The organism is Streptomyces sp. BJ20 (genome assembly GCF_022869105.1).
Lineage (GTDB): Bacteria > Actinomycetota > Actinomycetes > Streptomycetales > Streptomycetaceae > Streptomyces > Streptomyces griseoincarnatus.
Window position 1 is genome coordinate 6901268 of sequence record NZ_CP094918.1, and the last position, 17526, is coordinate 6918793.

Annotated in this window: 15 protein-coding genes; 4 read left to right on the forward strand and 11 right to left on the reverse strand. The window is 73.3% G+C overall.

Features of this window, described 5'->3' with window-relative positions; translation table 11 throughout:
* Positions 1-329: 329 nt before the first annotated feature.
* Positions 330-1022: a metal-dependent transcriptional regulator gene (locus MTR79_RS30970; protein WP_086702627.1), complete on the reverse strand. Its 693-nt coding sequence runs from the start codon at positions 1020-1022 to the stop codon at positions 330-332.
* A gap of 232 nt (positions 1023-1254) precedes the next feature.
* Here MTR79_RS30970 and MTR79_RS30975 point away from each other — a divergent pair, with 232 nt between their 5' ends.
* Positions 1255-2010, forward strand: coding sequence for an SIS domain-containing protein (locus tag MTR79_RS30975; RefSeq protein ID WP_244792620.1), 756 nt, complete (start codon positions 1255-1257; stop codon positions 2008-2010).
* A 456-nt stretch (positions 2011-2466) separates the two neighbouring features.
* On the opposite strand, the gene MTR79_RS30980 is transcribed toward MTR79_RS30975, so the two are convergent.
* Positions 2467-3861 carry a PAS domain-containing protein gene (locus tag MTR79_RS30980; protein WP_086702624.1) on the reverse strand — a complete coding sequence of 465 codons (1395 nt, stop codon included), beginning with the start codon at positions 3859-3861 and terminating at the stop codon, positions 2467-2469.
* Between the two features lie 556 nt (positions 3862-4417).
* Positions 4418-5518, reverse strand: coding sequence for a citrate synthase 2 (locus MTR79_RS30985; protein ID WP_086702622.1), 1101 nt, complete (start codon positions 5516-5518; stop codon positions 4418-4420).
* Between the two features lie 305 nt (positions 5519-5823).
* On the opposite strand from MTR79_RS30985, the gene pdxH reads away from it, so the two are divergent.
* Genes pdxH through MTR79_RS31000 form a run of 3 tightly spaced genes read left to right on the forward strand, consistent with a single transcriptional unit; the run spans position 5824 to position 7169 of the window.
* Complete coding sequence (pdxH, locus tag MTR79_RS30990; RefSeq protein ID WP_189364932.1) at positions 5824-6492, forward strand: pyridoxamine 5'-phosphate oxidase; 669 nt, start codon at positions 5824-5826, stop codon at positions 6490-6492.
* Between the two features lie 39 nt (positions 6493-6531).
* Positions 6532-6768 carry a hypothetical protein gene (locus MTR79_RS30995; RefSeq protein ID WP_086702636.1) on the forward strand — a complete coding sequence of 79 codons (237 nt, stop codon included), beginning with the start codon at positions 6532-6534 and terminating at the stop codon, positions 6766-6768.
* Positions 6765-7169: a type II toxin-antitoxin system VapC family toxin gene (locus MTR79_RS31000; protein ID WP_189364931.1), complete on the forward strand. Its 405-nt coding sequence runs from the start codon at positions 6765-6767 to the stop codon at positions 7167-7169. Before MTR79_RS30995 ends, MTR79_RS31000 begins: the two co-directional genes overlap by 4 nt.
* An 11-nt stretch (positions 7170-7180) precedes the next feature.
* Here MTR79_RS31000 and MTR79_RS31005 read toward each other — a convergent pair whose 3' ends face one another.
* From MTR79_RS31005 to MTR79_RS31040, 8 genes are all read right to left on the reverse strand, one after another.
* A complete protein-coding gene (locus MTR79_RS31005) occupies positions 7181-7795 on the reverse strand; it encodes a TetR/AcrR family transcriptional regulator (protein WP_189364930.1) in 615 nt (204 codons plus the stop codon).
* A gap of 7 nt (positions 7796-7802) precedes the next feature.
* Entirely contained in the window at positions 7803-8537 is a 735-nt protein-coding gene (locus tag MTR79_RS31010) for an enoyl-CoA hydratase family protein (RefSeq protein ID WP_086702618.1), read from the reverse strand.
* The gene (locus MTR79_RS31015) at positions 8534-10114 is read right to left on the reverse strand and encodes a 4-coumarate--CoA ligase family protein (protein ID WP_189364929.1); all 1581 of its coding nucleotides are present in this window, start codon (positions 10112-10114) and stop codon (positions 8534-8536) included. The genes MTR79_RS31010 and MTR79_RS31015 overlap by 4 nt, the downstream gene beginning before the upstream one ends.
* Positions 10115-10150: 36 nt before the next feature.
* Entirely contained in the window at positions 10151-11323 is a 1173-nt protein-coding gene (locus MTR79_RS31020; RefSeq protein WP_189364928.1) for an acyl-CoA dehydrogenase family protein, read from the reverse strand.
* Positions 11324-11472: 149 nt separating this feature from the next.
* Positions 11473-13317: a biotin carboxylase N-terminal domain-containing protein gene (locus MTR79_RS31025; protein ID WP_244792622.1), complete on the reverse strand. Its 1845-nt coding sequence runs from the start codon at positions 13315-13317 to the stop codon at positions 11473-11475.
* A gap of 8 nt (positions 13318-13325) precedes the next feature.
* Entirely contained in the window at positions 13326-14924 is a 1599-nt protein-coding gene (locus MTR79_RS31030) for a carboxyl transferase domain-containing protein (RefSeq protein ID WP_086705436.1), read from the reverse strand.
* Entirely contained in the window at positions 14921-16612 is a 1692-nt protein-coding gene (locus tag MTR79_RS31035) for an acyclic terpene utilization AtuA family protein (protein WP_244792624.1), read from the reverse strand. Before MTR79_RS31035 ends, MTR79_RS31030 begins: the two co-directional genes overlap by 4 nt.
* The gene (locus tag MTR79_RS31040; RefSeq protein ID WP_175449472.1) at positions 16609-17409 is read right to left on the reverse strand and encodes a TIGR03084 family metal-binding protein; all 801 of its coding nucleotides are present in this window, start codon (positions 17407-17409) and stop codon (positions 16609-16611) included. Before MTR79_RS31040 ends, MTR79_RS31035 begins: the two co-directional genes overlap by 4 nt.
* Positions 17410-17526 lie beyond the last annotated feature (117 nt).

Below are 17526 nucleotides of genomic sequence, written 5' to 3' on the forward strand. Positions count from 1 at the left end.
TCCGAGGGGAATGACCCTGAGAGCTCGGGGCTCCGGGTCAGCACAGGGGAGGACAGGCCCCGGCGCCGTGCGGCGCCGGGGCTCCTCACGTGGTCACGGCACATCGTCCCGCCCCTCCCCGGCCCGGGCGGCCTCCGCGCCACCGGGCCAAGAACCCCTCAGGTCATATGCCTCACGCGACAGCCTCGCACGCCCGCCGGGCGAACGCTGCGATTCGGCGCGACGCGGACGCGGCGGAGCCGGATCCGGCGGGTGATTCGGCGCGTTCACGTCCGGCGGGCGAGGGCCGTCCGTCCCCTGGGGCCCGGCAGTCCCGCCCGCCCCGGGCATCAGGGCTTCGCGACGAACACGTGCGAGGCGACCTCCGACTCCAGCTCCGCCGCCTCGCCGCTGCTGCCCACCAGCACACCGCCCGCGGACTCCGTCACGCTCACCACCGAGCCGGGCTGCACGCCCGCCCGGCGCAGCGAGTACATCAGCTGCGCGTCCGTCTGGATCGGCTCGCCGATCCGGCGCACCACGACCGTCTTGCCCTCGGAGCCCGGGTCCAGGTCGGCCAGCGACACCATGCCCTCGTCGAGGAACGGCACCGTGCCGTCCGTCTCGCCCAGCTCTTCGAGCCCCGGGATCGGGTTGCCGTACGGCGACTCGGTGGGGTGCCGCAGCAGCTCCAGGACGCGGCGCTCGACGGCCTCGCTCATCACGTGCTCCCAGCGGCAGGCCTCGGCGTGCACCTGCTCCCACTCCAGGCCGATCACGTCGACCAGGAGACACTCGGCGAGACGGTGCTTGCGCATCACGCGGGTGGCCAGCCGGCGGCCCTCCTCCGTGAGCTCCAGATGGCGGTCCGGGGCGACGGACACCAGGCCGTCGCGCTCCATCCGGGCCACCGTCTGGCTGACCGTCGGCCCGCTCTGGTCGAGCCGCTCGGCGATCCGGGCGCGCATGGGGACCACACCTTCCTCCTCCAGCTCGAGGATGGTGCGGAGATACATCTCCGTGGTGTCGATCAGTCCGGACATACTTGCCCCTCGATGAGATCTGCGGATTGGCTCTGCCGGAAGGCTGGACGGCTCACCGGCGTGTGCGCTGGCCCGAGACTCAATTCTTACGCATACGACGGACAACCGGGCCGTGCCCCGGAAACGCGCGGCTGAGGCACGGCGGCGGACGGGACGTCCGGACACCGTATTGACACGGCAGTGGTCCAGACCGCACGGTGATCCGCGACATGTCCGCCCCGAAGGGAGCCGCATGAGCCACCGCACGCCCGCCGGTCAGTTCCTCGACGCCGCGATCGGGCTGCTGCGGCGGCTGCGCGACGAGGAGGCCGGGCCCATGGCGGCGGCGGGCACGATGATCGCGGACACGGTCGCCGACGGCGGACGGCTCTTCGCGTTCGGCGCGGGCCACTCCTCGCTCGCCGCGCAGGACCTCGTCTACCGCGCGGGCGGGCTCGCCCTGATGAACCTGCTCACCGTGCCAGGGGTCGTCGGCGTCGACGTCCGGCCGGCGACGCTGGGGTCCGCGCTGGAGCGGGTGGAGGGGCTCGCGGGCACGGTGCTGGACTCCTCCCCGCTGCGGGAGGGCGACCTCCTGGTGATCATCTCCCTGTCCGGGCGCAACGTGATGCCGGTGGAGATGGCGACGAGGGCGCGCGCCAAGGGCGTGAAGGTGATCGGCGTGACGTCGGTGGGATACGCGGCGGAGACGTCGCCGCGGAACCCCTCCGGGACGTTCCTCAAGGACCACTGCGACGTGGTGCTGGACTCAGGGATCGCGGTCGGCGACGCGGAGCTGACGTGGGAGGGCGTGTCGGCGCCGTTCGCGCCCGCGTCCACGGTCGTCACCTCGGCCCTGCTCCAGGCGGTGATGGCCACCGCCGCGGCCACCCTCGCCGACCGCGGCGTCGAACCGCCCCTGCTCCGCTCGGGCAACGTCGACGGCGGCCGCGCCTGGAACACCCGTGTGATGACGGAGTACGGCGACCGGATCTTCTACCAGCACTGAGCGCGGTACGACCGCGGGTCGCCCCGGGCACCCGGCAGTCGCTCCCCGCGGCGGCGGCGTGCCTTCGTCCGCGGCCCGGCGGGGGCGGGGCGCGCGGTTCCCGGCGCCCCTGGGGACGCGGCCCCACCGTCAGCCTCAAGGGGCGCGGGGAACTGCGCGAACGACCACCACGGCCCCGCAGCCGGCGTCCGCACCCGGCACCGAGAGCACGACTCACGCGATCGGTTCGAGGAGGGCGACGCCTCCGGACACCCGCGCTTCGGCACGGCCGGCCCCTCACCCCTTCTCGGGAAGCAGCCACAGCTCACGCGATCGATTCGAGGAGGGCGACGCCTCCGGACACCCGCGCCCCGGCACGGCCGGCCTTCACCCCTCCTCGGGCAGCAGCCACGGCTCACGCGATCGCTTCGAGGAGGGCGACGCCTCCGGACACCCGCGCCCCGGGACGGCCGGCCCTCACCCCTCCTCGGGCAGCAGCGCCGCCAGGTCCAGCGCCGTGGCGATGTGTGCCGCCACGTCCTCCGCGTACATCGCGTCCGCGCGTTCGAAGGCCGTGCGGTGGGACGTGCGCAGAAACGTCACGGCACCGAGCGTGCGGCCACGGCTGCGCAGGACCGTGCACAGGGCGTGGACCGTGCCCTGAGGCCACTGGCGGGCCGGCGCCCACTCGCGAGCCGCGTCCCCCTTGAGCGAGCCCGCTCCCGCCCGCACCGTCCCGGCGCGCTCCACGCACTGCAGGGCAGGGTGCCCGTCGGCGTACAGCACCGGGAGGCCCGCCCGGCCGTCGAGGCGGCAGGGACCCGGGGCGCCGGAGGGGGTCTCGGCGATCCGCACCAGGCGGACCCGGTCGGTCTCCGCGCCGCCCTCGGCGACCCGGTCGATCACCGCGTGGTCGGCGAAGCCGGCGAGCGCGAAGTCCAGGTGGACGGTGACCGCCTCGGCCGGGTTCTCGCACTCCGCCGCCGCACGGGCGGCCCGGTGCAGCTGCTGGGTGCGGAACCGCAGCAGCGACGCCTCCTGCTCGCCCTGCCGTGCCTCGGTCACGTCCTGGAACAGCCAGCCCACCCCGAGCGGCACCGGCTCCTCGGCGAGCGGGGACGAGAGCCGCACGAACCCGCTCCGCCAGCAGCGCCGGCGCTCGCCCTCGGGCGTCCGCACCGTCACCCACAGCTCGGCCGGCGCGGGCGGGGCGCCCTCGGCGAGCACATGGGTGAGCGCGCTCTCCAGCTCCTCCACACCCTGCGACAGCAGCTCCCCCAGCGGCCGCCCCAGCACCGACGTACGGCCCGCGCCGAGCGCGCGCGCCGCGTACGCGTTGACGACGGCGGGCCGCAGGTCGGCGTCGACGAGGACGACGCCCCAGCCGGCGTCCTCCAGCAGCGCCTCGCTCAGCGCGATGGAGCGCTCCAGGTCGATCTGCGCGTGGACCTCGCTGAACGCGCAGTAGACCCCGGCGGGCTCGCGGTCGGGACCGCGCACGGCGGCGGACTGGGTGCGCACCAGGACCCGGCGGCCGTCCTTGGTGAGGAGCGCGAACTCGTTCACCTGCCGGCCGGGCGCGTCCATGGCCGACATCAGCCGCGCCTCGACCTCCTCGGCGTCCGCGCTGCGCACGGCCCACCCGGCGAACCCGGCGCGTCCGACCGCCTCCTCGGCGGTCCAGCCGAGGATGCGCTCGGCCTCACGGTTCCAGTGGGTCACCACACCGTCCGCGTCGAAGGCGCACAGGGCGGCATCCATGCCGTCGAGCAACGCCGCGAGCAGGTCGGAGCCGGCCGGCCCCTCCCGCTCGGGCTCGGACCCCTCGGGCCCGAGCTCGTCGGTGGCCCCACTACGCCGGGATGCACTCACCTGAACCCCCTGCAGGCTGTGTCCGCACGTACGGCACGACGATTCGCTCACCAACAATCATTCAACTTGAACGTGACCCAGCGCACATCGAGTTCCCGACAAGATTGTGGGAATTGTTGTCCGCTCACTGGTACCCACGCTTCCACGAGGCAAAAGACCTCGTGCGGCGGTGCGGGTTCGAGCCGCGCCATGAGCTCGGAGCGAGGGGTCGGCCGAGGGCGCCCGGCTCGACGGGAAGGCCGCGACCCGCTCCGGAAGGTCGGCACAAAAAAGTGGTTGATCCTGCGGCGGGCGGTTCTTAGGGTGGCGGTACTTCGGAAAGGAGGTGGTTCGGCAGATGTATGACAACCGGACGGAAGAGGTGGCTGCGGGCTAGTGGCCCGCCGCCGTACTCGGTTCGGCGCCGGACCGGCGTGCGAGTGATGCACGCAACCGGCCCAATCCAACGCAGTCACCCGACCCGCGAGTCGCCGGTAACGTCCGGCCGGCTCCCCCGAGGGGGAACCAGACTCGCGGGTCGCCTGCTGTCTTGAAGGTTCTTCCTCCCAGGTGGGGCTCAGTGCGCGAGGGACGCGTAGCCCTCGATCTCGCGCGGGTCGCGCGGGCCCGGGCCCACATAGCGGGCCGACGGGCGGACCAGCCGGCCCGTGCGCTTCTGCTCCAGGATGTGCGCCGACCAGCCCGCGGTGCGGGCGCAGGTGAACATCGACGTGAACATGTGCGCCGGCACCTCCGCGAAGTCCAGCACGATCGCGGCCCAGAACTCCACGTTCGTGGCCAGCACCCGGTCCGGGCGGCGGGCGTGCAGCTCGGCCAGCGCGGCCTTCTCCAGCGCCTCGGCGACCTCGTAGCGCGGGGCGCCCAGCTCACGGGCGGTACGGCGCAGCACGCGGGCGCGGGGGTCCTCCGCGCGGTAGACGCGGTGGCCGAATCCCATCAGGCGCTCGCCCTTGTCGAGGGTCTTGCGGACGTACGCCTCGGCGTCCCCGGTGCGCTCGATCTCCTCGATCATGTGCAGCACGCGGGAGGGCGCGCCGCCGTGCAGCGGGCCGGACATGGCGCCGACGGCCCCGGACAGCGCCGCCGCGACGTCCGCGCCGGTGGAGGCGATGACGCGGGCGGTGAACGTGGAGGCGTTCATGCCGTGCTCGGCGGCCGACGTCCAGTACGCGTCGACGGCGGCGACGTGCTTGGGGTCGGGCTCGCCGCGCCAGCGGATCATGAAGCGCTCGACGACCGACTCGGCCTTGTCGATCTCGCTCTGCGGCACCATCGGCAGCCCCTGGCCGCGCGCCGACTGGGCGACGTACGACAAGGCCATGACGGCGGCGCGGGCGAGGTCCTCGCGGGCCTGCCCGGCATCGATGTCGAGGAGCGGTTTCAGGCCCCACACCGGGGCGAGCATGGCGAGCGCGGACTGCACGTCGACGCGGATGTCGCCGGAGTGCACGGGTATGGGGAACGGCTCGGCGGGCGGCAGTCCGGGCGCGAACGCCCCGTCGACGAGCAGCCCCCAGACGTTGCCGAAGGAGACGTGACCGACCAGGTCCTCGATGTCGACGCCCCGGTAGCGGAGGGCGCCGCCCTCCTTGTCCGGTTCGGCGATCTCCGTCTCGAACGCGACGACTCCTTCGAGCCCGGGTACGAAGTCGGACATCAGGCGGCTCCCTCGATAGGTGGGTGACAGATGGTGTTGTGGGTGGGACGACCATGTGTCGTGGCGCGATCGGTGTGGGTCCGAGGGATCCGCGGTCGGCTCGGTGAAACTCGCGGTCTGGACGTCACACCTGTGATGCCCGGCTGGCGGTCACCCAACCGGATCAGTGCCAGCACGATATCCCTGAGTGCCAGTTTTGGGGAGGGTTCGCGGCACTGAGTGCCACCGGTGAGGTTGGGCACCGGCTGTCTGTGACGTGGGCCACCACGCCCTCGGGGCCTGGGCGGATACGGCAGGATGACGGCGTGACCGACCGAGACGCCGTTCCCCTCGATCTCGCCTCGATGCGCAAGCACTACCGGACCGAGGGGCTCTCCGAGACCGACCTCGCCGCCACCCCCGTCGAGCAGTTCGCGCGCTGGTTCGCGCAGGCCGCTCGGGAGGGCGGGCTGTTCGAGCCGAACGCCATGATCGTGTCGACCGCGGACGCGGCGGGCAGGCCCAGCTCGCGCACGGTGCTGCTGAAGCACTTCGACGCGGGCGGGTTCGTCTTCTACACGAACTACGAGTCCCGCAAGGGCCGTGACCTGGCCGAGAACCCGCACGTCTCGCTGCTGTTCCCCTGGCACCCGGTCGCCCGGCAGGTCGTCGTCACCGGCACGGCCCGCCGCACCGGACGCGACGAGACGGCCGCGTACTTCCGCACCCGGCCGCACGGCTCACAGCTGGGCGCGTGGGTCAGCGGCCAGTCGACGGTGATCGCGACCCGTGCGGAGCTGGACACGGCGTACGCCGACCTGGCGGCGCGCTATCCGGAACACGAGCGGGTCCCGGTCCCCCCGCACTGGGGCGGCTTCCGGGTCGTCCCGGACACGGTGGAGTTCTGGCAGGGCCGGGAGAACCGCCTCCACGACCGCCTGCGGTACGTGGCCGTGCCGGGCGGCGGCTGGAGGGTGGAGCGGCTGGCCCCCTAACTGCAAGCAATCTGCTTGCAGCGGGGCTACGATGCTTACATGGCCACCATTCATGTACGCGACGTCCCGGAGGACACCCTACGGATACTGAAGACGCGGGCGGCGAGAAGCGGGCAGTCGCTTCAGAACTACGTACTGCAGCTGCTCACCGGTGAAGCCGCTCTGCTGTCGCTCGAGGAGGCGGCGCGAGAGGCTCGCGCCATCGCGGCGCGTGCCGATGTCACGGCGGACGACATTTCCGAAGCGGTCCGCGAGATGCGAGAGGCCCGCTGGTGAGCGTTCTCGTCTTCGACACCTCAGCGGTCGTGGAGTTCCTCGTCGGCGGCGACGCTCTCGCCGACAGGGTCCGGGACTGCACGCGCGGCCGACGGCTGGCCGCACCTCACGCCGTCGACCTGGAGACAGCCTCGGTGCTGCGCGGCCTCGTCCGGGGCGGCAAGCTGCCCGAAAGCGAAGCGGAACGCGCCCTCGACCTCCTGCGGCGTATGCAGCTGAGACGCTACGACCACGCTCCCCTGCTTCCCCGCATCTGGCAGCTCCGCCACAACATGTGGCCCTACGACGCCGCGTACGCCGCGCTTGCCGAAGCACTGGACGCCGAGCTCGTCACCGTGGATGCCAAGTTCGCCGGCATTCAGCAGCTTCGCTGTCAGGTGACCAATCTCCGGCTGGGCTGAGCCGGTCCCCCTCAGCGCAGCGCCTCGTCCAGGAGGTCCGCCCACTGGGCGACGACCCGGTCGCGGCGGGCCGTGTCGTCGGTGAGGAGGTTGGCGAGGCCCAGGCCGCGGGCCATGTCGAGGAGCCCTTGGACCGTCTCCCGCACCCCGGGGCGGGACTCGTCCGCGCCGAGGAGTTCCACCGCGATCCGGTGCGAGTCGCGTCCGACCCGCAGCTCCAGCTCGGTCACCCGCGGCCGCAGCTGCTCCTCGTTGGAGGCGGCCACCCACAGGTGCAGGGCGGCACGGAACAGCGGGCCGGTGTAGAGGTCGACGAGCGCGGCGACCACCGCGCGGCGGTCGGAGGCCGCTGCCCCTTCGGGGAAGAGGGCGCGCAGGGCGGTGGAGCGTTCCTCGGCGACGTACTCCACGGCGGCCGTGAACAGGTCCTCCCGCGTGGGGAAGTGGTGCTGGGCGGCGCCCCGGGAGACGCCGGCCCGTTCGGCGACGACGGAGACCGTGGAGCCCGCCCAGCCGTGTTCGGCGAGGCAGGCCACGGCGGCCTCCAGCAGCCGCTGCCGGGTGGCCCGGCTGCGGTCCTGCTTGGGGACGCGTGCCGCACGGTCGGCCGTGCTCACCTCACCCATGCCGCGCTCACACCGCCCATTCCGGATCCCGTCGTTCGAGGAACGCCGTCATGCCCTCGCGCGCGGGCGCGGAGGCGAAGAGGCGTGCCGAGAGCGCGGTCAGGGCGTCCGCGTCCCGGTCGAAGGTCTCCAGAACCTTAGCCGTGAGCAGCCGTTTCGTCTCGGCGAGGGCCTCGGGGGCGGACCGGCGCACACCGTCGAGGATCGGCTCGAGGGTGTGGTCGGCGTCCTCACCGGCCGCCGTGAGCAGGCCGATGCGGGCGGCCTCGTCGGCGTCGAAGCGTTCCCCGGTGAGGTAGTAGCGGGCGAGGGCGCGCGGGTCGGTGCGGGGCAGCAGCGGCAGGGAGATCACCGCCGGGGCGACCCCGATGCGCACCTCGGTGAAGGCGAACGTCGCCGCGCGGGAGGCGACGCCGATGTCGCAGGCGGCGAGCAGCCCGAGGCCGCCCGCGCGGACGTGCCCGGTGACGCGCGCGACGACCGGTTTGGGCAGCTCGACGATCTGCCGGAGCAGACCGACCAGCGCTGAGGGGCCGGGCGGGTCCTTGAGGTCGGCGCCCGCGCTGAACGTGCTGCCGGTGTGGGTGAGGACCACCGCGCGGACGCCGGGGTCCTCCCCGGCGGCGGAGAGCGCGGCGGCGAGGTCGCCGACGAGGGCGGCGGACAGGGCGTTGCGGCGCTCCGGGGCGTCGAGGGACAGGGTCTCGACGCCCCGGGTGCGACTGCGGCCGATCAGGGTCACGAGCGCTCCTTGTGCGCCGCCCGGAGTTCGCGGCGCAGGATCTTGCCGGAGGCGGCGCGGGGCACGCCGTCGATGAAGGTGACGTGCCGGACCCGCTTGTACGGGGCGACGCGCTCGGCGACGTACATCATGACCTCGCCGTCGGTGAGGTCCGGGGCGGAGGGGTGGCGGACGACGAAGGCGTGCGGGACCTCGTTGCCGTCGTCGTCGTAGACGCCGATGACGGCCGCGTCGGCGACACCGGGGTGGGTGAGCAGCAGCGCCTCCAGCTCGGCGGGCGCGACCTGGAAGCCCTTGTACTTGATGAGCTCCTTCACCCGGTCGACGACGAACAGCCAGCATGCGTCGTCGACGTGGCCCACGTCCCCGGTGTGCAGCCACCCGTCCTCGTCGATCATCGCGGCGGTGGCGTCGGGGCGTCCGAGGTAGCCCTTCATCACCTGCGGGCCGCGGATGAGGATCTCCCCGGACTCGCCGGGACCGAGGTCCTTGCCCGGGTCGTCGAGGGAGACGATCCGCATCTCGGTGCCGGCGATGAGCTTGCCGACGGTTCCGGGCGGGGCCTGGTCCATGAGGTCCAGCGGGACGACGTGGGTGCCGGGCGACAGCTCCGTCATGCCGTACGCCTGGCCGACCGGCGGCAGGCCGAGCCGCTGCGCGCAGGCGGCGGCGAGCTTCGCGTCCAGGGGCGCGGCGGCGCTGATGACGTGCTGCAGGGAGGACAGGTCGTACTCGGAGACCAGCGGGTGCTTGGCGAGGGCCAGCACGATCGGCGGGGCGACGTACAGGGCGGTGATGCGGTGGTTCTGGATGGCGGCGAGGAACTGCTCCAGGTCGAAGCGCGGCAGCACGACGACGGTCGCGCCGTGCCGCAGCGGGGCGTTCATCAGCGCGGTGAGGCCGTAGATGTGGAAGAACGGCAGCACGGCGAGGACGCGGTCGCCGGGGCCGGCCGTGATGGCCGGCTGGAGCTGGGCGAGGTTGGTGGCGATCTGCCGGTGGGTGAGCATCACGCCCTTGGGGACGCCGGTGGTCCCGGAGGAGTACGGCAGCGCGGCGACGTCCTCGCCGGGGTCGATGCCGACGACCGGCTCGGGGGCCGTGGAGGCGAGCATGTCGATCAGCGAGCGGTGTCCGGGCGCGCTGTCGCAGACGAAGATCTCCTCGACGCCGCCCGCGAGTTCGGCGGCTCTGCGCGCGCTGTCCAGCAGGGGTGACACGGTGACGATCCAGCGGGCCGCGCAGTCCTTCAGCTGCTTGGCGAACTCCTCGGGCGTGGCGAGCGGGTGCACGGTGGTGACGGAGGCGCCCGCGCGGGTCGCCGCGTAGAAGGCGGTGGGGAAGGCGATCGTGTTGGGGCTGTGCAGGGCGAGCACGTCCCCCTTGCGCACGCCCGCCTCGGCGAGCCCGGCGGCGACCCGCCGGTGGAACCGGTCGAGCTGCTCGTAGGTGAGGGTGGTGCCGTCGGTGCCGTCGATCAGGGCCGGGATGCTCCCGAACTCGGCGGCGCGGGCGAGCACCGCCTCGTGGATGGGGAGGTCGACCGGCGTGACGTCTGCGTACGCGCTGCGGAACATGGTTCCTCCAAGACGGCCGGGAGGCTTGCCGGTCGCCTAGTACGACTTGGGCAGGCCCAGGGTCTGGTGGGAGACGTAGTTGAGAATCATCTCCCGGCTGACCGGCGCGATACGAGACACGCGCGCGGCCGTTATCAGCGAGGCGAGCCCGAACTCACGGGTGAGGCCGTTGCCGCCGAGGGTGTGCACGGCCTGGTCGACGGCCTTCACACAGGCCTCGGCCGCCGCGTACTTGGCCATGTTGGCGGCCTCCCCGGCGCCGATGTCGTCCCCGGCGTCGTAGAGGTGGGCCGCCTTCTGCATCATCAGGCGGGCCAGTTCGAGGTCGATGTGCGCCTGCGCGAGGGGGTGCGCGATCGCCTGGTGCGAGCCGATGGGCGCCTTCCAGACGGTCCGGTCGCGGGCGTACTCGACGGCGCGGGCCAGCGCGAAGCGGCCCATGCCGATCGCGAACGCGGCCGTCATGATGCGCTCGGGGTTCAGCCCGGCGAACAGCTGGAGCAGACCGGCGTCCTCTCCCTCCCCTCCGCCCACGAGCGCGTCGGCGGGCAGCCGCACATCCTCGAGGACCAGTTCGAACTGCTTCTCCGCCGCGCTGAGTTCCATGTCGATCTTGTGCCGCTGGAAGCCCGGGGTGTCGCGCGGGACGATGAACAGGCAGGGCTTCAGACGCCCGGTGCGGGCGTCCTCGGTGCGGCTCACGATCAGGGTGGCGTCGGCGATGTCCACGCCGCTGACGAACACCTTGCGGCCGGTGAGGACCCAGTCGCCGGTGGCGGTGTCGCGGCGGGCGGTCGTGGTGATGCGGTGGGAGTTGGAGCCGGCGTCGGGTTCGGTGATGCCGAAGGCCATGGTGCGGGTGCCGTCGGCGAGGGCGGGCAGCCAGTCCCGCTTCTGCTCCTCGGTGCCGAAGCGGGCGATCACCGTGCCGCAGATGGCCGGGGAGACCACCATGAGGAGGAGGGGGCAGCCTGCGGCGCCGAGTTCCTCGAGGACGATGGAGAGTTCGGAGATGCCGCCGCCTCCGCCGCCGTGTTCCTCCGGGAGGTTGACGCCGAGATAGCCGAGCTTGGCGGCCTCCGCCCAGAGTTCCGTGGCGGGCCTGCCCTCTTCCACGGTGCGGGTGAAGTAGGCGCGGCCGTACTTGTGGCCGAGGGCGGATACCGCCGCGCGGAGGGCCTTGTGTTCTTCTGACTCGATCACCGGCATGTGGGCTCCTTGGGAGGAGGGGGCTTGAGTCGTCGGGTGGGTGCGGGTTGTCTTCGGTCTTCGCGCAGTTCCCCGCGCCCCTTCGGAGTGGTTCGGTCGTGCGGTGCCTGCGGGTTCGTGGGGGTCGCTCGCGCAGTTCCCCGCGCCCCTTAAGGGGCTTCCTCCACGACCGCCAACAAGGTGCCGGGCTCCACCTGTTGGCCCTCGGTCGCGTGGAGGGTGGTCAGGGTTCCCGTGGTGGGGGCCGTGATCTTGTGCTGCATCTTCATCGCCTCCAGCCAGAGCAGGGGCCGGCCCGCCTCCACCGGCGCGCCCTCGGTGACGCCCTCGGCGATGCGGACGACCGTGCCCGGCATCGGGGCCAGGAGGGAGCCCGGGGCGTGGTCGGCCTCGGGGTCGGGGAAGCGGGGCAGGACGGTGAGGGCCGTGGGGCCGACGTACACGCGGTCGCCGTAGCGGCTGACCTCGTAACGGCGGCGTACGCCGTCGGCTTCGAGGACCACCAGGCGCGCGTCCGCGTGGACGACCGTCACGCCGTCGGCCGCCGGGCCGGTGCGGGTGTGGCGGTAACGGACCTCGTGCTCCTGGCCGTTCACCGCGTACCGCTTGACCTGCGGCTGCGAGGGCACGTTGCGCCAGCCGCCGAAGCGGGAGCGGCCGTGCGCGTCGGCGAGGGCGGCGGCGAGCGGGGCGTAGGGGTCGGCGGCGGGCGCGGTGAGGGCGGGCAGGTGACGCTCGTAGAAGCCGGTGTCCATGCGGCCCTGGGTGAACTCCTCGTGGCGCAGGGAGCGGACGAGGAGATCGCGGTTGGTGACGGGGCCGTGAATCACGGCGCGTTCCAGGGCGGCCGCGAGTTTGCGGACCGCCTCCGCACGGGTGGGGGCGTGGGCGACGACCTTGGCGAGCATCGGGTCGTAGTGGACGCCGATGTCGTCGCCGTCGGTGTAACCGGTGTCGAGGCGTACGGCGCCGGGGACGGCGAGGCGGTGCAGGCGGCCGGTCTGGGGCGCCCAGCCGCGGGCGGGGTCCTCGGCGTAGAGGCGGGCCTCCACGGCGTGGCCGCGCGGGGCCGGCGGCTCGGGGTCCAGCGCGTGGCCCTCGGCGACCCGGATCTGCTCGGCGACGAGGTCCACGCCGAACACCTCTTCGGTGACGGGGTGTTCGACCTGGAGCCGGGTGTTCATCTCCAGGAAGTGCGCCCGCTCGCCCGCGACGAGGAACTCGACGGTGCCGGCGCCGACGTAGCCGACCGCGCGGGCGGCGCGTACGGCGAGGGTGTGGAGTTCCTCGGTGAGCGCGTCGGTGAGGCCGGGCGCCGGGGCCTCCTCGATCACCTTCTGGTGGCGGCGCTGGAGGGAGCAGTCGCGGGTGCCCAGCGCCCACACCGTGCCGCGGGTGTCGGCGAGGACCTGCACCTCGACATGGCGGCCGTTCTCCAGGTACGGCTCGACGAACACCTCCCCGTCCCCGAAGGCGCTCGCCGCCTCCGCGCGGGCCGCGTCGAGTTCGGCGTCCAGGTCGGCGAGGGCGCGCACGACCCGCATGCCGCGTCCGCCGCCGCCCGCCGAGGCCTTCACCAGCACCGGCAGGTCGCCCTCGGTGACCTCGGTGAACGGTGCCACGCCCATGAGCCGCTTGGCGCGCGTCTTGGACGCCATCGCCTCGATCGCCTCCGGCGGCGGCCCGATCCACACCAGGCCGGCGTCCTGGACGGCGCGCGCGAAGTCCGCGTTCTCGGAGAGGAAGCCGTAGCCGGGGTGCACGGCGTCCGCTCCGGCCGCGAGGGCGGCCTTCACGATCAGGTCGCCGCGCAGATACGTGTCGGCGGGCGCGGAGCCGGGGAGCCGTACGGCCGTGTCGGCGACGCGGGTGTGGAGGGCGTCCGCGTCGGCGTCGGAGTGCACGGCGACGGTCCGGATGCCGAGGTCGCGGCAGGTGCGGGCGATGCGGCAGGCGATCTCACCGCGGTTCGCGACAAGGACGGAAGTAATCACGGGTTGCCTCACATCCGGAAGACGCCGAAGCCGCCGCGCGCGCCCTCGTAGGGCGCGGTGTGGACGGCGGACAGGCACAGGCCGAGGACGGTGCGGGTGTCGCGCGGGTCGATGACGCCGTCGTCGTACAGCCGCCCGGACAGGAACATCGGCAGGGACTCGGACTCGATCTGCTGCTCCACCATGGCGCGCAGCGCCGCGTCCGCCTCGTCGTCGTACGGCCGTCCCTTCGCGGCGGCGGACTGGCGGGCGACGATGGACAGCACGCCGGCGAGCTGCTGCGGGCCCATGACGGCGGACTTGGCACTGGGCCAGGCGAACAGGAAGCGGGGGTCGTAGGCGCGTCCGCACATGCCGTAGTGACCGGCGCCGTAGGAGGCGCCCATGAGGACGGACAGGTGCGGGACGCGGGAGTTGGAGACCGCGTTGATCATCATGGCGCCGTGCTTGATGATGCCGCCCTGCTCGTACTCCTTGCCGACCATGTAGCCGGTGGTGTTGTGCAGGAACAGCAGCGGGATGTCGCGCTGGTTGGCCAGCTGGATGAACTGCGCGGCCTTCTGGGACTCCTCGCTGAAGAGGACGCCCCGCGCGTTGGCGAGGATGCCGACCGGGTAGCCGTGCAGGCTCGCCCAGCCGGTGACGAGGCTGGTGCCGTACAACGGCTTGAACGCGTCGAAGTCGGAGGCGTCGACGATCCTCGCGATGACCTCGCGCGGGTCGAAGGGGGTCTTCAGGTCGCCGGGGACGACGCCGAGCAGTTCCTCCGGGTCGTACTTGGGCGGCTCGGCGGGCCCCGGATCGGGGTGTGCCTTGCGGTGGTTGAGACGGGCGACGACCCTGCGGGCCTGGCGCAACGCGTCCGGTTCGTCGACGGCGAAGTGGTCGGCGAGACCGGAGACGCGGGCGTGCATGTCGGCGCCGCCCAGGGACTCGTCGTCGCTCTCCTCGCCGGTCGCCATCCTCACCAGCGGCGGGCCGCCGAGGAACACCTTCGCCCGCTCCTTGACCATGATCGTGTGGTCCGACATGCCGGGCACGTACGCACCGCCCGCCGTGGAGTTGCCGAAGACGACGGCGATCGTGGGGATGCCGGCCGCCGACAGCCGGGTGAGGTCGCGGAAGACCGCGCCGCCCGGGATGAAGATCTCCTTCTGCGACGGCAGGTCGGCGCCGCCGGACTCGACCAGGCTGATCAGCGGCAGCCGGTTGGCGAGCGCGATGTCGTTGGCGCGCAGCGCCTTCTTCAGCGACCAGGGGTTGCTGGCGCCGCCGCGCACCGTCGGGTCGTTGGCGGTGATCACGCACTCCACGCCCTCGACGACGCCGATGCCGGTGACCATGGAGGCGCCGACGGTCCAGTCGCTGCCCCAGCCGGCCAGCGGGGACAGCTCCAGGAACGGGGTGTCCGGGTCGAGCAGCAGCTCGACGCGTTCGCGGGCGAGCAGCTTGCCTCGCTTCCGGTGCCGCTCGACGTACTTCTCGCCGCCGCCCGCGAGGGCCTTGGCGTGCTCGGCGTCGAGTTCGGCCAGCTTGGCGAGCATCGCCTGCCGGTTCTCCCGGTGGTCAGGGTCGGACGGGTTCAGGGCGGACGCGAGGACCGTCACAGGAGCACCTCCGGGATGTCGGCGTGCCGGGAGCGCAGCCACTCCCCCAGCGCCTTGGCCTGCGGATCGAAACGGGCCTGCGCGGCGACGCCCTCGCCGAGGATGCCCTCGACGACGAAGTTCAGGGCGCGCAGGTTCGGCAGCGCGTGCCGGGTGACGGGCAGCTCGCGGGCCTCGGGGATCAGCTCCCGGAACCGCTCGACGGTCAGCTCGTGCGCGACCCACCGCCAGGCTTCGTCCGTCCGCGCCCACACGCCGACGTTGGCGTCCCCGCCCTTGTCGCCGCTGCGGGCGCCGACGACCCGGCCGAGCGGCGCGCGGATGGCCGGCCCCGGCGGCAGCGGCTCGGGAAGCGCGGGCGGCGGTACGGCGTCGAGGTCGGCGGTGTCCAGGGGCGGGTCCACGGTGATCCGCCTCCCGTCATGGAGGACGGCCACATGGCCGACGTCCCCATGGGGCACGTACACGTCCTCGAACACCCCATAGGGCGAGCCCTTCCCCGGTGGCGCCCCCACATGGAACCCGGGGTAGCCGGCCAGCGCCAGCTCGATGGCGGCCCCGCTGAGCACCCGTCCGACCTTCCGCTGGTCCGGGTCCCGTACGACGAGCCGCAGCAGCGCGCTGGCGGTCTCCTCGGTGTCGGCGTCGGGCTTGTCGGTGCGGGCGAGGTCCCACCGCACCTCCGAGGGCGGGGACGCGGCGAGGGCGTCGCCCATCTGCTCGCGGACCAGCGCGGCCTTGGCCTCGATGTCGAGTCCGGTGAGCACGAAGACGACCTCGTTGCGGAACCCGCCGAGCCGGTTGCGGCCGACCTTGAGCGTGGGCGGCGGGGCCTCCCCGCGCACCCCCTCGATCCGCACCCGGCCGGGCCCGTCCTGGGTGAGCGTGACGGTGTCCAGGCGCGCGGTGACGTCCGGCCCGGCGTACCGGGCGCCGCCCGTCTCGTACAGCAGCTGCGCGGTGACCGTGCCGACGTCGACGAACCCGCCGGTGCCGGGGTGCTTGGTGACCACGCAGGAGCCGTCGGGGTGGATCTCCGCGAGCGGGAAGCCGGGCCGCCGCAGTTCGCGGGGGTCGCGCTCGGCGAAGAAGGCGTAGTTGCCGCCGGTCGCCTGCGTCCCGCACTCCAGCACGTGCCCGGCGACGACCGCGCCGGCCAGCCGGTCGTGGTCCGACGGCTTCCAGCCGAAGTGCGCGGCGGCGGGCCCCGTGACGAGGGCGGCGTCGGTGACCCGGCCGGTGACGACCACGTCGGCGCCGGCCCGCAGGCACTCCGCGATGCCGAAGCCGCCCAGGTACGCGTGGGCGGCGAGGCTGCCGGGGTGGCGGGCGGTGAGGTCGTCGCCCTCGACGTGCGCGACCCGCACGGGGATGTCCAGACGTCCCGCCAGCTGCCGTACGGCGCCGGCCAGCCCCGCCGGGTTGAGCCCGCCCGCGTTGGTGACGATCCGGACGCCCTTCTCGTGGGCGAGGCCCAGGGTGTCCTCGAGCTGGCGCAGGAAGGTGCGCGCGTATCCGGCGGAGGGGTCCTTCAGCCGGTCGCGGGCCAGGATGAGCATGGTCAGCTCGGCGAGGTAGTCACCGGTGAGGACGTCGAGGTCGCCGCCGCTCAGCATCTCGCGCAGCGCGTCGAAGCGGTCGCCGTAGAAGCCGGAGAAGTTGCCGACGCGCAGGGGCTCTGCCGTCACCGCGCGCCGTCCCCCTTCGGTTCCCGCCCGCCGCCGGGCGGCCCGGCGAAGGCCTGCGCGATGTCCAGCCAGCGGTCGGCGTCGGGGCCGTCGGCGGTGAGGTCCAGGTCGGCGCGGTGGGCGCGCCGGGTGACCAGGAGGCAGAAGTCGAGGGCGGGGCCGGTGACACGCTGCGGGGCGTCCTCGGGCCCGTACGCCCAGACGTCACCGCCGTCCGGCGCGGTCAGCTCGACGCGGAAGGGGCCGGCGGGCGGGGTGAGGCCGTGCACGCCGTGGGCGAAGTCGCGGGTGCGGACGCCGAGCCAGGCGATGTGGCGGAGGCGGCCGGTGGGCGCGCGGGTCACGCCGAGCGTGTCGGCCACGTCCTGGGCGTGCGCCCAGGTCTCCATCAGCCGCGCGGTGGCCACGGAGGCGGCGGACATCGGCGGCCCGAACCACGGGAACCGCGCCCCGTCGGGCGCCTCCCGCAGCGCCTTCTCCAACTCCGCGCGCCCCTCCCGCCAGCGGGCGAGCAGCGCGGCGGGCTCGGCGCGGGCGTACTCCTCGGCGCCGTCGTCGACGTAGGTGTGCGGGGCCGCGAGGGCCTGCTCGACGAGCGCGCGGAAACCGTCGGGATCGGTGACGGCGGTCCGGGCGCGGTGGTCGGTCCAGGCGAGGTGCCCGATCTGGTGGGCGACGGTCCATCCGGCGGCGGGCGTGGGCAACGCCCACCGCTCCGGCTCCAGTCCGGCCACCAGCCGGTCGAGCTCCTCACTCTCCTCACGCAGATCGTCGATGACAGGCGTCGGATCGGACACGAGGTCGCTCCCCTCGGGACACGGACACGGCGGTGTGCGGGGCGGTGGGGGGAGCATGACAGGGGGGAGGAAAACAAGCAAGCGTGCTTGCATGGATTTTCACCGCCGTCACCCGAC